13 protein-coding genes are annotated in these 13627 nt (G+C 51.5%); 9 read left to right on the top strand and 4 right to left on the bottom strand.

What is annotated here, in order from left to right:
• Positions 1 to 63: 63 nt before the first annotated feature.
• Together K0H79_RS18535 and K0H79_RS18540 are read right to left on the bottom strand one after the other, a co-directional pair.
• Positions 64 to 1062: a DUF3137 domain-containing protein gene (locus tag K0H79_RS18535; RefSeq protein ID WP_220076818.1), complete on the bottom strand. Its 999-nt coding sequence runs from the start codon at positions 1060 to 1062 to the stop codon at positions 64 to 66.
• A 52-nt stretch (positions 1063 to 1114) separates the two neighbouring features.
• Positions 1115 to 1564, bottom strand: coding sequence for a YaiI/YqxD family protein (locus tag K0H79_RS18540; RefSeq protein WP_220066108.1), 450 nt, complete (start codon positions 1562 to 1564; stop codon positions 1115 to 1117).
• 335 nt (positions 1565 to 1899) lie between these two features.
• Between K0H79_RS18540 and K0H79_RS18545 the strand changes: the two genes are divergently transcribed.
• Positions 1900 to 3168, top strand: a complete 1269-nt coding sequence (locus K0H79_RS18545; protein ID WP_258405433.1) for a S8 family peptidase — start codon at positions 1900 to 1902, stop codon at positions 3166 to 3168.
• A gap of 67 nt (positions 3169 to 3235) precedes the next feature.
• Here the strand turns inward: K0H79_RS18545 and K0H79_RS18550 are convergent, their stop codons facing one another.
• Positions 3236 to 4843, bottom strand: a complete 1608-nt coding sequence (locus K0H79_RS18550; RefSeq protein ID WP_220076819.1) for an AbgT family transporter — start codon at positions 4841 to 4843, stop codon at positions 3236 to 3238.
• 637 nt (positions 4844 to 5480) lie between these two features.
• On the opposite strand from K0H79_RS18550, the gene K0H79_RS18555 reads away from it, so the two are divergent.
• The 3 genes from K0H79_RS18555 to K0H79_RS18565 are packed head-to-tail and all read left to right on the top strand — an operon-like array spanning position 5481 to position 7751.
• Entirely contained in the window at positions 5481 to 6050 is a 570-nt protein-coding gene (locus tag K0H79_RS18555) for a LemA family protein (RefSeq protein WP_220066111.1), read from the top strand.
• 4 nt (positions 6051 to 6054) lie between these two features.
• On the top strand, positions 6055 to 7071 hold the full coding sequence (locus K0H79_RS18560) for a DUF3137 domain-containing protein (RefSeq protein ID WP_220076820.1): 1017 nt from the start codon (positions 6055 to 6057) through the stop codon (positions 7069 to 7071).
• Positions 7071 to 7751 carry a lytic transglycosylase domain-containing protein gene (locus K0H79_RS18565; RefSeq protein ID WP_220076821.1) on the top strand — a complete coding sequence of 227 codons (681 nt, stop codon included), beginning with the start codon at positions 7071 to 7073 and terminating at the stop codon, positions 7749 to 7751. The genes K0H79_RS18560 and K0H79_RS18565 overlap by 1 nt, the downstream gene beginning before the upstream one ends.
• A gap of 108 nt (positions 7752 to 7859) precedes the next feature.
• On the opposite strand, the gene K0H79_RS18570 is transcribed toward K0H79_RS18565, so the two are convergent.
• Positions 7860 to 8714 carry a 23S rRNA (adenine(2030)-N(6))-methyltransferase RlmJ gene (locus tag K0H79_RS18570; RefSeq protein WP_220066114.1) on the bottom strand — a complete coding sequence of 285 codons (855 nt, stop codon included), beginning with the start codon at positions 8712 to 8714 and terminating at the stop codon, positions 7860 to 7862.
• A gap of 134 nt (positions 8715 to 8848) precedes the next feature.
• On the opposite strand from K0H79_RS18570, the gene K0H79_RS18575 reads away from it, so the two are divergent.
• From K0H79_RS18575 to K0H79_RS19415, 5 genes are all read left to right on the top strand, one after another.
• The gene (locus K0H79_RS18575) at positions 8849 to 9595 is read left to right on the top strand and encodes a class I SAM-dependent methyltransferase (RefSeq protein WP_220076822.1); all 747 of its coding nucleotides are present in this window, start codon (positions 8849 to 8851) and stop codon (positions 9593 to 9595) included.
• Positions 9596 to 9876: 281 nt separating this feature from the next.
• Entirely contained in the window at positions 9877 to 10461 is a 585-nt protein-coding gene (locus K0H79_RS18580) for a TnsA endonuclease N-terminal domain-containing protein (RefSeq protein WP_258405434.1), read from the top strand.
• Entirely contained in the window at positions 10461 to 12302 is a 1842-nt protein-coding gene (locus tag K0H79_RS18585; protein WP_258405435.1) for a Mu transposase C-terminal domain-containing protein, read from the top strand. The genes K0H79_RS18580 and K0H79_RS18585 overlap by 1 nt, the downstream gene beginning before the upstream one ends.
• Complete coding sequence (locus tag K0H79_RS18590; RefSeq protein WP_220076824.1) at positions 12299 to 13315, top strand: TniB family NTP-binding protein; 1017 nt, start codon at positions 12299 to 12301, stop codon at positions 13313 to 13315. The genes K0H79_RS18585 and K0H79_RS18590 overlap by 4 nt, the downstream gene beginning before the upstream one ends.
• A gap of 109 nt (positions 13316 to 13424) precedes the next feature.
• The gene (locus K0H79_RS19415) at positions 13425 to 13583 is read left to right on the top strand and encodes an AAA family ATPase (protein WP_220076825.1); all 159 of its coding nucleotides are present in this window, start codon (positions 13425 to 13427) and stop codon (positions 13581 to 13583) included.
• Positions 13584 to 13627: the final 44 nt, after the last annotated feature.

A 13627-nucleotide genomic window follows, 5' to 3' on the forward strand; every position in this document is an offset into this window, starting at 1 on the left:
AACAGTACGTTATGCCGTTTTCCTGCATCAGATAAGCCATTGAAATTGGGCATTTTGCCAGCATTACAGCCCCGTATGGCGCGCAATCGCCAACTCGTCGGCAATACCAAAAATAAAGCCGAGATCGGCAAAGATCGCTTCAATGGGATCTTTAAAATCGATGGGCTTTTCATGGTCCTGGTCGTGGGTAAAAAAATCCCGCGAGGTGGGCAGACGGATAAGCAACTTGTTGTCTTTAAAACAGGCCTCAAGCCCATGGCCAAAGTGGCTGTCGAGCTCGATGAAGCGCTCCATCATGCCTGGGTTCAGCAGATAACGGGCTTCCACCTGATCCGAGGCAAATACCTCAAAATTCGCCTCAAAGCGGGGATCTTCCAGCTTCACCCTGTCGAGCCCCCGCTGCCCCAGGCGGAGCCAGAAGCCGCCATCGCGCACCACCCGGGTGGTGCCCCTGAAGGGCTTTTTCAGGGTAAAAGCCAGCAATACACCTTTGAATTCCAGCTCGTACTTATCGTTGTTTTTCTTTTCGTAAAAACCCACATTGAAGAACTCGAACGGCACCCCGTGGTGGCTGCCCTTCAGGTGGCTGAAGCAGCTCGATTTATCGTGTTTGGGGAAAATGCCGAAATCTTCATAGGCTCTGTGCTGGCCGTTAGCCTCCTTGCCCCACTTGAGGACAAAGTCATTGCCGAAATACGCCAGTACCCTGGGATAAAGCCTGTCCATGCCTTCATCCATAAAATTGGACAGTTCGTTGCCCGCCCACCAGGCCAGCGCGGCCATGCCAAGCATAATGACAAAGGCCAAACCAAAGCCGATGAAAATCCACTGTGATGGCAGAACGCCAAAAAATCCCAGGACACTGCTGCCAAACGACAGCCAAATCATCGGCCAGAATAACCGGGTGACGGGTCTGATTTCCGCCATCCGCGCCTGCTGACGGGCCACAATGGGCCCGCGCCTTGCCTCCAACTTTTTACACAACGGCCAGATAAATTGCTGATAATGTTTGGAAAATGGCTTTCGATGTTCGAATGGAATATTAAAGTCTGAGGTGGCCATCTGACTCCCTGATGGTCTGAGATTAACAACGCCCACTTCCGGGCTGTGGATGTTACTTGGGCAGCTTGGCGAGCCAGCGATCCAACTGGTTGGCAAAGGCCTGGCGGTCGGCCTGTGACAGGGGCGCAGGGCCACCACTCTGGATCCCGCTGGCACGCAGGGTTTCCATAAAATCACGCATATTCAGCCGGGCCTTGACGTTTTCGGCGGTATAAAGCTCGCCACGGGGGTTGAGGGCCAGCGCACCCTTGGCAATCACTTCATCCGCCAGCGGAATATCGGCGGTGATCACCAGCTCACCTTTGCTGACGCGTTTGACGATTTCGTTGTCGGCCACATCGAACCCCGACTCCACCCTAATCGACTTGATAAAAGGTGATGGCGGCACACGCACACTCTGGTTTGCCACCAGGGTCACTGTGATTTGTCGCCGCTCGGCGGCACGAAAAAGCACCTCTTTAATCACCGATGGGCAGGCATCGGCATCGACCCAAATTTGCACAGAGACTCCGCAAACACAGACTGTATATGGCACGACCCGCTTTCGCGGCCGCGGTTGTCGCAACCCCTTGGGCTACAGTGCAAATTATGCCAGAGCCAGGGGCGGGGGTACACGGGCAACAATAGTTAACAGATCGTTATAGAATCGTACACTTTTTCGCCCAATGCTTGTATGTTCAGATCTCCGGTCACAAAAACCGGGCACGTAAATCACGTGAATAAGAAGTATAAAACCCTGATAACAATACTCTTTAGGAGATTAAGACTCGCGTTTCTCTTGCCGTTGCCATTGCACTGGCCAGCGCCGGCTCCCTGGCTGCCGACAATCACAAAGCAATGCAGGGGCTCAAAAATGGTCGCGCCCACGTTGCCGATGAGTTGATTGTCCAATACCGCGCCGACTCCAACGACAGCCAAAAAGAACGCGCCCTGGCCAGAGTTCAGGCCAACCACATTGAAACCCTCGGCAAAAATCAGCGCGGCGAACTTCGCCTCGTCAGCCTGCCCGTTGGCAAGGACATGGCAGCAGCCATGCGCGAACTGGCCGCCGATCCCAACGTGGAATTTGTTGAACCCAACTGGATTTACCAGCACGCCGATGCGGCCAATGACACCTACTACACCAATGGCTCGCTCTGGGGCATGTACGGTGACGCCACCAACCCGGCCAATGGCTGGGGCTCACACGCGGGTGAGCAATGGAATGCCGGTAACACAGATTGCAGCGATGTGGTCGTTGGGATCATCGACGAAGGCTACATGTACGAGCACGAAGATCTGGCAGACAACGCGTTCCAAAATCCCGGCGAAATCCCACGCGACGGCATAGACAACGATGGCAATGGCTATGTGGATGACGTTTATGGCTGGGACTTTGATGGCAACGACAACTCGGTGTTTGATGGCACCATAGACGATCACGGCACCCACGTGGCCGGTACCATAGGCGCTGTCGGCGGTAATGGTAAAGGCGTGGCGGGGGTTTGCTGGAACGTGAAGCTGATGAGCGGCAAGTTCCTGGGTCGCCGCGGCGGTACCACGGCCAATGCCGTTAAGGCGGTGGACTACTTCACCGATATGAAACAGCGCCATGGGCTCAATCTGGTCGCTACCAGCAACAGCTGGGGTGGCGGTGGTTACTCTCAGGCGTTGGAAGATGCCATTGGCCGTGCCAATGATGCAGGTATCCTCTTCATCGCCGCTGCCGGTAACGACAGCTACAACTGCGACTCGGGCTCAAACTGCTATCCAGCCGAATACCCAAATGACAACATCATTGCTGTAGCCTCCATCACCAGCAGCGGTGCCATGAGTTCCTTCTCCAGCTATGGTGCCACCACTGTAGATATCTGTGCTCCGGGCTCCGGCATTTACTCAACCGTGCCCAAGAGCAGCAAGGGTCAGGTGATTTCAGGCTACGCCAGCTACAACGGTACCTCCATGGCTACACCTCATGTATCGGGCGCTGCCGCACTCTACAAAGCCCTGCACCCCAGTGCCAGCCACATGGACGTGAAGGATGCTCTGCTTAACGGTGCCACACCCACAGGTTCCTGCCAGGGTAAAGTCTCCAGCAATGGTCGACTCGATGTCAGCAGCTTTTAATCGCTGACGGCGCTGTTACTTGACGACAAAAAGCCCCGCTCTGGCGGGGCTTTTTTATTGGGCACCCTTACGGGGTGTAGTAGGTGGCAGCACCCGGCCCCACCGGCAAGCCAAAGCCGAACACCCACAGGAAGAAGAAGCTGGTCCAGCCGACAAAGAACACCAGGGTATAAGGCAGCATGGTGGCCACCAGGGTACCTATGCCCATGTCCTTCTTGTAACGGCAGGCCACGGCGAGGATAAGCCCGAAATAGCTCATCATGGGGGTGATAAGGTTAGTGACCGAGTCACCGATGCGGTAAGCCGCCTGAATAGTCTCGGGGGCATAACCCACCAACATCAACATGGGCACAAAAATCGGCGCCGTGACCGCCCATTGGGCAGAGGCCGAGCCCAGCATCAGGTTGATAAAGCCGCACATGGCGATAAACAGCAAAAACAGCAAAGGGCCGTTGAGGCCAATGGCACTCAGGGCATCTGCGCCCATCACCGCCAGCACGGCACCGAGATTGGTCCACTTGAAAAAGGCCACAAACTGAGACGCGAAGAACACCAGCACTATGTACATCCCCATGGTGCCCATACTGTGGCTCATGGCGTTGATCACATCAGTGTCTTTTTTCATGGTGCCAACCACCTTGCCATACACCAGACCCGGAATGGCAAAGCAGACAAAGATAAACACCACTATGCCCTTGAGGAAGGGTGAGCCGGCCACCAGGCCGGTATCCGGATGACGAAGCGGCGCACCTTCAGGGACCACGGTCAAGGCCAGAATAACGCCCAGAACAAGGACAGCCAATCCCGCCATTTTCAAGCCACGGCGCTCGATGTCCGTGACCTGCTCCATGGCCTGACCATCGAGATCGATGGAGGCTTCACTGGGGTCGTACTTACCCAACTTAGGCTCGACAATTTTTTCGGTCACCCAGGCGCCCATAAAGGACACGACAAAGGTAGAGGCAAACATGAAGTACCAGTTCACCTCGGGGCCAACCACATACTCGGGGTCAATCATCCGGGCGGCGGCTTCGGTGATACCCGACAGCAAGGGGTCTATGGTGCCCAGCAGCAAGTTGGCACTGTACCCCCCCGACACCCCGGCAAAAGCGGCAGCCAAACCGGCGAGAGGGTGCCTTCCGAGGGAGTGAAAAATCATTGCCGCCATGGGGATAAGCACCACATAGCCAAGCTCGGAGGCCGTGTTTGATACGATGCCGGCAAAAACGATGGTAACAGTCACCAGGCGGCGGGAGCGGCCTATGACCAGTGCGCGCATCGCGGCGCTGAGCAGCCCGGAGCGCTCGGCAATGCCCACCCCAAGCAGAGCAACCAGCACAGTGCCCAGGGGTGTGAAGCCGGTGAAATTGGTCACCAGGTTGGAGACTATGAGGCGCAGACCTTCGGCATTCATCAGGCTGACGACCGAAATGATCCCATCGGCATTGCGACCGGAGGCGCCTTCGGGGCGGGGGTCGGTCACCGAGAGCTTGAAATAGCCCAGGATCCCGGACAGCAGCACCACAGCAACACAGAACATGGCAAACAGGGTGATGGGATGGGGCAAGAGATTCCCCAGACGCTCCACCAGATTCAAAAACCGGACAAACCAGCCGCTTTTGGCGATGTCTTCCGGTGTTTCAGAGGCGGTCGCCTCCCGGGAGTTGGTGCTCATGTTCTTTCCTTCGGCCTGGCTGCTGGGCAGCACTCGTTATCATTAATTCATTCAGCAGCAATGGGCGGCATAAACGCCAAACCAGCGTCAGCTGCGGGCTCGAAACCCTATCACAAACGAGTTAAGTCAAACTTAAGCTGAAAAAAAGGGATCCCTCGGGGGATCCCATCACGGCAAATTGGTCGCCAAATCCAAATGTTGTGTACCTGTAACTCTATTGTATTCAGGCTGAACTCAAGCTGAACTAAATGACTGATTACAGGCTTGTAAGGCGGGGCTAATTGTTAAATTGCCAAATAAGCGTCTTTTCACAGGGATAAACCGCTGCCATTGACATGTTAGCTTGCATTGGTGTCGTTTTTTCACTCAAATCGAATGGTGATTTTTCACCATAAATACAGACAGATACAGAATTGAAGACGCAAACAAACCACCTTAACTCTGATATTTAACGGCCAGTTGCGCAATGCAATATAAAATCTTAACTATCAATAGTTTCTGATGATAAAAAGCAGGGAAAATCACCATACTGATGTCCAACCTGTTTAGATTTCACCCGCCACGGGTGCAATTTGGCCCGATTTGTGGTTATCTTGGGCAGCAATGGCCTGCAGGCACCCCTTTGAAAGGATTGATGATGGAAGGATTATTAATAGGTCTGGTTTTAGTCTTGATAGTGGCCTACCTCTGGTATGTCAGCCTGATCAAGAAGCGCAATACTGCCCGTGAGGCATTGGCGGGTATCGATGTGCAGCTTAAAAAGCGTGCCGATCTGGTCCCCAATATTCTGACCATTGCGCAGAAATTTATGGATCACGAAAAGTCGCTGCTGACCGAGATCACCGCGCTGCGCACTCAACTCACCGCCGGATACGACAAAAATGATGCCGATGCTGTGCGCCAGCACCTGGCACAGGCCGATGCGCTCAACAGCAAGATGGGTCAGCTGATGGTGACGGTTGAAAATTACCCAGAACTGAAAAGCGACCAGACCATGGTGCAAGCCATGCAAACCTACAACGAAGTGGAAGCCCACATCAGTGCCGCCCGCCGTTTTTACAACTCGGCCGTGTCTGAACTTAACACCGCAGTGGAAATTTTCCCCGGCTCGCTGATCGCCAGCATGGCATCGGTTAAGGCCATGCCGTTTTTTGAAGCTCAGGAAGCCGACAGGGCACCGGTAAACGCCAGCGACTACCTGAAGTAACCCCATGAACATGCTGTCATTTCTGTTCGGTGCGCCCATCAGGGCGCAGCGGGCAGCCACAGGGCTCAAGGCACACAAAGACGACCTACCCCGTCTGCAGGCCTATTACGATACCGAAATCGCCCCCCTCAGCCGTAAATTTGAAAACCAACGCATCAGGGCACTGAAGCAAGCACGGCAACGCATCTATCTTGGGCTGGGTGTGTTTCTCGCTCTGCTTATCGCCTGTCTGCCGCTGATAAAACCCGGCGCCCAGTTTGTGCCCTTCAGCTGGATTGCGGCCGTGGGCATCGCCTTTTTAATCTGGCGCTGGGCCAGCTCGCCGATGCGCCAATATACCGGGGCGGTGCAAAGCGAAATTTACCCGCGGATTTTTCGGTTTTTCGGCCCTGACTTTGTGTTTGCCAAAAGGCAGGACATGGGGATCCGTATGTTTAAAGAGGCAAAAATTTTGCCCTCTTATGACAAGGCCCGTTTCGATGACTGTGTGCTTGGCAGCTATCTTGGGGTCAGCATAGGCATCAACGAAGTACATTTGCTGCGCGAAGAAAGGGACAAGGATAAAAACCGTGATGTGACTGTCTTTCGGGGCTTATTTATTTCACTCTCCAGTCACAAAGCCTTCAGAGGCCATACTGTGGCCATTCGCTCTCGGGGATCCCTGACCAACTTTTTCTCTGACAGCCATGGCGGGCTGGAACGGGTGCATCTGGAAGATCCGCAGTTTGAAAAAATGTTCGATGTGTTTTCAACGGATCAGATTGAAGCAAGGGTGCTGTTAACCACCGCCTTTATGGAACGACTCATGGCGCTGGCGCAGTTTTTCTCCAGCCGGATCCAATGTGCATTCCACCGCGACCGCCTGCTTATCACCATAGAGAGCAGCCAAAATCGCTTCGAGCAGTCGTCGATTTTCAGCGCCGCCACCTTTGAAGACGAATTCGGCCGGATCCACGGCGAAATGAAGCAACTCTTTGCTATCATAGAATTACTTAAGCTTAACGAGTACACGGGTCTCTAATGTCATTTCGCTGGTCGCTGTTTTCCCTGCTTTTTTTTGTTCTCACCGGCACCAGCGCCGGTGCTTCTGATACATCGTCATCCAGCACCGAGAAACCCCGCATTACCGCGCGCTACTCCGAAAATGGCACCAGCACCCAAACCAAGGTGTATCAGTATGTCCAGCCCAATGGCACAGTGGCATTCAGCGACAAGGCGCCATCCAGTGGCAAGTATGAAATCCTGCTGTTTGACTGTTATGCCTGTAATCCCAAGTCCAAGGTTAATTGGCGTACCATCCGCTTGAACCGCAGCTACGAGAAAGACATTTTACTGGCTGCCAAAACCTACTCGCTGGAGCCGGCGCTGATAAGAGCGGTGATCCATGCCGAGTCCAACTTTAATCCCAAGGCGATTTCCCGCACCGGCGCCGTGGGCCTGATGCAACTGATGCCGGGAACGGCCAAGGATATGGGCGTGCGTAACTCTTTCCTGCCTCAGGACAATATCCTGGGTGGCAGTCGTTACCTGTCGCTGATGCTGGACCGATTCCAGGGTGATTTAAATCATGCACTTGCCGCCTACAATGCCGGGCCGACCCGGGTTGAGGAATACAGTGGTATACCCCCTTATCCCGAGACCAAGGCCTACATAGAGCGGGTCAATATCCTCCTGCAGCGCTATCGCAATTTGCGCACTTAACAGGCCGGACCTAGGGACATAAAGCCTTCTGTGCTTTCCCATCCAAGACCCGCGGCCAATAAAAAACGGGCAAAAAGCCCGTTTTTTATTGGAGTCGACGACAAGCTGTTACTCGCCCACTTCCCACTCGACCTTGACATAGCCGCCATCCACATTCAGCACCGGCTGCAAATAGTCCAGCATCTCTGTGGCTATGGTATCCAGTTGCCAGGGTGGGTTAATCACCCAAAGGCCCGCTGCCGTCATGCCGAACTCGTCTGAGTCGGGCTTGATGCCCTGCTCAATCCGAAGCTGCCTGCGAATGCCGCTGTCTTTCAGCTTTGAGAGCATGGCTTCGGTTTGCGCCCGGTTTACCACCGGATACCAAAGCATATATACCCCGGTGGCAAACTTGCGATGGGCCTTGATGATGGCATCGGCCACGGCCTCGTAGTCGGTCTTGATTTCAAAACTCGGGTCTACCAACACTACACCACGACGCTCCAGCGGCGGCACGCTGGCCAGCAGACCGCTTAAGCCATCCCACTTACTGACCTGTACCTGACGGGCACCTTCAAAGTATTCATTCAGGAGTTCAAAGTCGGTACCGTGCAGCTCGTGCAATACCATGCGGTCGTTTTCCCGAAGGTGCATATCCACAAACGCTGGCGAACCCGGATACCAGGTCAGATCTTCGGTGGGATTCTCGTTGCCTTCATTGAAGTGGCGCACCGCCTCAACATAGTGTTTGAGCGACGCAGGTAAATCGGTTTTATCCCACAGGCGAGCGATACCCTCTTTGTATTCGCCGGTCTTTTGGGCAAATTCATCCATCAGACTATAGCCACCCGCCCCGGAATGGGTGTCTATGTACACAAAAGGCTTATCCTTTTTCTGCATTAAATCGATAACTTGCAGCAAAATGGCGTGCTTGAGCACATCCGCATAGTTGCCGGCATGAAAGCCATGGCGATAACTCAACATAGGGGATCCCGGGGTCTGTACTGGGTTGAAAACTGCCAACATTATAACTGCTAGCCAAGCCACTGTATGCTTTTGTTCCGGCGCGCCCGGGTTGGCGTTATACTGCCGCGAGTTTCATTACAGGACATCCAGCCTTGTTTCCCATCCAGATAGCGCCAAACGATCCACGTCTTACACAAATTTGTGCCCGTTGGGACCTGATGCCCAATAACGATGCCGAATTTTCCCTGCTGTTTGAGGAAGACGTACTCACGCTGAAAAAGCGTGACGAACCCAAGCTCGGCGGCATCATGGTGGACTTTGTGTCAGGCGCCGTTGCCCACAGACGCAAGTTCGGTGGCGGCCGCGGCCAGGCCATTGCCAAGGCGGTGGGCCTAAAGGCCGGGGCAACGCCAACTGTGGTGGACGGCACCGCGGGCTTGGGGCGGGATGCTTTTGTGCTGGCGAGTCTCGGCTGCCGGGTACTCCTGATAGAACGCCATCCTGTGGTGGCCGCCTTGCTTGAAGACGGCCTGCGCCGAGCCTATCTCGATAGCGAAATTGGCCCCTGGATGCAGCAGCGAATGCAACTGGTGCATGGCTCCAGTCTTGAAGCACTGGACAATCTCGAGGACAAACCCGACGTGGTGTACCTCGACCCCATGTATCCACACCGGGAAAAATCTGCACTGGTGAAAAAGGAGATGCGGGTATTCCAGTCGCTGGTGGGTGCCGACACAGATGCCGATGGTCTGCTTGCTCCGGCGCTGAGACTGGCGCAAAAACGGGTGGTGGTAAAGCGGCCCGACTATGCCGAAGATCTCGATGGCATCAAACCCAGCACCCGTATCGAGACCAAGAAAAACCGCTTCGACGTGTATGTCAAAGCGGCCATGGGCTAATTGGCTCAGTTAGCAGGCCGTTTAAAGCGCTGCCACTGTCGCTGAATTCATAAGTTGACATAGAAAACCCATAAGCTGACAAAATAAATCCATAAGCTGACACAAAACCATCATTGCAGAGTTTTTATACTCCTTAATTTCAAATTAAAATCAAACCATTAGGGTTATGTTAAAGCCATAACTTGACAAATTGGCGTTTCAAAGTACTCTGGCAATATCGCATCGATTAAAATTTGCCCATGTATATTCGAAATCTACGTAAGCCGTCACCGAACAAAAATGTGTTTAAGTTCGCCAGCGCTAAAGTGGGTAAAACCATCATGTGCGAGAGTTTGCTAGAGTTCGATGCCTGTTTTCATCACGAATACAACGAGTTGGTGAGGACGTTCGATAGCCAGCCTGAAGGTTTTTACTATCAATTCGAAGGCAAAGATTTACCTTACACACCAGATACGATTGTTCAGTACATTGACGGCCGCATTCAGCTCCATGAATACAAGCCTTTAAGTAAGACATATGACCCCATCTTTAAAGCCAAGTTTTTCGCAAAACAACAGGCTGCTCAGTTGCTTGGCGTGGAACTTATTTTAGTAACCGACGAACAAATTCAAGTCACTCCAGTCTTGAATAACCTGAAACTGCTTCATCGATATTCTGGTGTCCATACAATCTGCAACATTCAACGCGAGTTACTGTCGTGGGTCCAAGCTTCAGGCAAGTGTCGTTTAACGGAAATTGCCCAAGAGTATGGCTTACCCATTGGGGAAGTTAGATCCTATATTTTTTCATTACTAAATAAAGGGTTGCTAAAATCAGATGTGGTTAAAGATGACTTTTCACTTAATCCTTATGTCTGGTGCAGCTGATGGACTTTAAAGATGAATTTACTCAGGTCCAAGGGGCTAAACCTCATCCACCTGCTCAATACGTCAGATTAAGCGAAGCTCAGCTAACAAAGCGCGATCTTGAAACCTTCCCTGAAGAGATTAAGCAAAATGCGCTAAAGCGATACGAGCTGCTTAATTTCATCGAACGAAAAAATACCGGCGGATGGACACAAAAAAACCTAGACCCGTTGCTTGACTCATTTTTTGCCACAAACGTCGGAGAAAGGCCAAATTGGCGGACCGTCGCTCGATGGTATAAAAGTTACATGGATAGTAATGGTGATTTAGCTTCGTTGGTGGAAAAAAATCACAAAAAGGGCAATAGAAACAAGAGAGTTGACGGCGATGAGCACTTTTTTGAAGTTGCTCTACTTCGCTTTCTTGACGCCAAAAGGCCAAACATAACAAAAGCTTATCAGTATTATAAAGACACCATTACGATTGAAAATGACTCAATCGTCGATGGAAAGATCCCTATCATTTCGTATAACAGCTTTAAAAACAGGATTAAGTCTCTACCACCCTACCATGTCGCGGTGGCCAGGCATGGCAAATTCATGGCTGATAAATGGTTCGATTACTGCGCGTCACACAAGCCACCCACGAGAATTTTAGAACGAGTGGAAATTGACCATACTCCACTCGACCTTATCTTACTCGATGATGCTTTATTAATACCCCTTGGAAGGCCCTATCTGACTCTGGTAGTAGATGTTTTCAGCGGCTGTGTATTGGGCTTCCATTTAGGCTACAACTCTCCATCTTATGTGTCAGCAGCCAAGGCAATCGTACATGCAATTAAGCCTAAGACACTCGATATGGTTGGCATAGAACTCCAAAATGGCTGGCCTTGCTGGGGCAAATTTGAAACCCTGGTGGTTGATAATGGCGCAGAATTTTGGTCGCACAGTTTAGATCATGCCTGCAAAGAAGCAGGGATCAATATCCAATACAATCCTGTTCGCAAACCTTGGCTGAAGCCCTTTGTAGAGCGTTTTTTTGGGATGATCAATCAAAGCTTTCTCGCTGAAATCCCTGGAAAAACCTTTTCAAATATTCTGGAGAAGGAAGATTACAAGCCAGAAAAGGACGCAATCATGCGATTTTCGGTGTTTGTGGAAGAGTTCCACCGATGGATTGTTGATGTTTACCATCAAGACACGAACTCACGTGAAACAAGGATCCCCATTCAGCGATGGCAGCAAGGTTTTGATGTATACCCTCCGTTAAGAATGACCGCAGAAGATGAAAGGCGTTTCGAAGCTCTCATGGGACTTTCGGAGCGAAGAACCCTGACCAGAAATGGCATTAAGTACTCGGACCTCATGTACGACTCTGCCGCACTGGCTGACTACCGAAAGCAGTATCCTCAAAGTAAGGAATCCATCAAAAAGCTCATTAAAATTGATCCCGACGATCTCTCCAGTATTCACGTTTATTTAGAAGAACTGGAAGGGTATCTCAGAGTCCCATGTACGGATGCCACCGGCTATACACAAGGCCTAAGCTTGCATGCACATACCGTCATTAAAAAAGTTAACCGTGAAATTATTCGTGAAAGTAAGGACAACTTGGGATTAGCCCAAGCACGCATGGCTATCAATGAGCGGATCCAGCAAGAGCAGGAGTTGGTCGCGGCCTCCAAAACCAAGCTCACCGCAACAAAAAAACAAGCTCAGTTTGCCGGTATTAGCAATACAGGCCAGAGGTCCATCTCGCCGACACTACCATCAAAATCGCAGCCGAAGGAAAGTAATAGTCAACACAATATTAAGGACATCCTCGAAGGCTGGGGGGAAGACTTAGAGGCATTCGAATGAACGCACTAACCCCCTCTCAAATAGAGCAGCTTAGGAACTTCAGTGAATGCTTCATCCTGCATCCTCAAGTTGAAGCGGTCCTTCAGGATTTCGATGAGCTGAGATTAAACAGGCATTTTCAATCCGATCAGCAATGCATGTTGCTAACCGGCGACACCGGCGTCGGCAAGAGCCACCTGATTAATCACTACAAAACGCGTGTATTGGCCAGCCAACATTGCGGTCGCGATACCATGCCCGTGCTTATCAGTCGCATCTCACGAGGCAGGGGGCTGGATGCGACCTTAGTACAAATAATTTCCGACCTGGAGCTGTTTGGCAGCCATCAAAGAAGAAAACGTGGCTACGCTACCGATCTCACCAAAAAGCTGGTCAACAGCCTGATTCGAGCTAATGTTGAACTTCTCATCATCAATGAATTTCAAGAACTTATAGAGTTCAAGACGGTTCAGGAACGTCAACTGATTGCCAATGCGCTCAAATTCATCAGCGAAGAAGCCAGAGTTCCCATCGTCATCGTAGGAATGCCATGGGCCGAGCAGATTGCAGATGAGCCTCAATGGTCATCTCGGTTGGTCCGGAGGCGCAAACTGGAGTACTTCAGCCTTAAAGATGATCGTAATTATTACCTCAAGTACCTGAAGGGGCTAGCTAAATACATGCCCTTTGATGAGCCTCCAAAACTTGAAGACCGAGGTATTTCTATCCCACTTTTTGCGGCTTCCAGGGGCGAAAACCGAGCGTTAAAACACCTTCTGGTAGAAGCTGCCAAGATAGCCCTCTCCAATCATTCGGCGAGCCTGGAGACAGACCATCTATCTGATGCATTTGACAGACTCTTTGGGGCACCCCATCAGCAAAACCCCTTCCGCCAACCTCTGGATCAAGTGTTAATTTCGGAGCTGAGCAAGCCATCTCACTATAACGCCAACGCCATGTCTTCTGGTGACATGCTAATTGCTCGCGAGTTTTCGAAGCCGCAGACCTTGGCATACTTGCTTAGAAAATCGTAATTTCTTTTGGTTTAAAACCGAGGAGCAAAAATTTTGACCTCTGCATATTAAAGTTAGAGATTAACGCTGTACACTTCTAAGTCGCAGTGTTTCTGAAACGGATTTCGTCATGTATCTTGCCGAACTTAATATTAAAAATTTTCGAAAATTGCAAAATGCCACGTTGAAATTCCAACCTGGTTTGAATGTATTGGTTGGCCCAAATAACGTAGGCAAAAGCGCCGTTGTAGATGCTCTTAGGACACTACTCGCCGGACATGATGAATGATCCGCACCAGTAATTACTGCGCACGTAAACTCAATGCAATGACA

The organism is Shewanella sp. FJAT-52076 (genome assembly GCF_019457455.1).
Classification (GTDB): Bacteria; Pseudomonadota; Gammaproteobacteria; order Enterobacterales; family Shewanellaceae; genus Shewanella; species Shewanella zhangzhouensis.

Excerpts from the sequence above, each read along its gene's own strand:
- K0H79_RS18535 (WP_220076818.1), bottom strand. The coding sequence starts at position 1,062 with ATGGCCACCTCAGACTTTAATATTCCATTCGAACATCGAAAGCCATTT.
- K0H79_RS18545 (WP_258405433.1), top strand. The coding sequence starts at position 1,900 with ATGCAGGGGCTCAAAAATGGTCGCGCCCACGTTGCCGATGAGTTGATT.
- K0H79_RS18550 (WP_220076819.1), bottom strand. The coding sequence starts at position 4,843 with ATGAGCACCAACTCCCGGGAGGCGACCGCCTCTGAAACACCGGAAGAC.
- K0H79_RS18555 (WP_220066111.1), top strand. The coding sequence starts at position 5,481 with ATGGAAGGATTATTAATAGGTCTGGTTTTAGTCTTGATAGTGGCCTAC.
- K0H79_RS18560 (WP_220076820.1), top strand. The coding sequence starts at position 6,055 with ATGAACATGCTGTCATTTCTGTTCGGTGCGCCCATCAGGGCGCAGCGG.
- K0H79_RS18565 (WP_220076821.1), top strand. The coding sequence starts at position 7,071 with ATGTCATTTCGCTGGTCGCTGTTTTCCCTGCTTTTTTTTGTTCTCACC.
- K0H79_RS18570 (WP_220066114.1), bottom strand. The coding sequence starts at position 8,714 with ATGTTGAGTTATCGCCATGGCTTTCATGCCGGCAACTATGCGGATGTG.
- K0H79_RS18585 (WP_258405435.1), top strand. The coding sequence starts at position 10,461 with ATGGACTTTAAAGATGAATTTACTCAGGTCCAAGGGGCTAAACCTCAT.
- K0H79_RS18590 (WP_220076824.1), top strand. The coding sequence starts at position 12,299 with ATGAACGCACTAACCCCCTCTCAAATAGAGCAGCTTAGGAACTTCAGT.
- K0H79_RS19415 (WP_220076825.1), top strand. The coding sequence starts at position 13,425 with ATGTATCTTGCCGAACTTAATATTAAAAATTTTCGAAAATTGCAAAAT.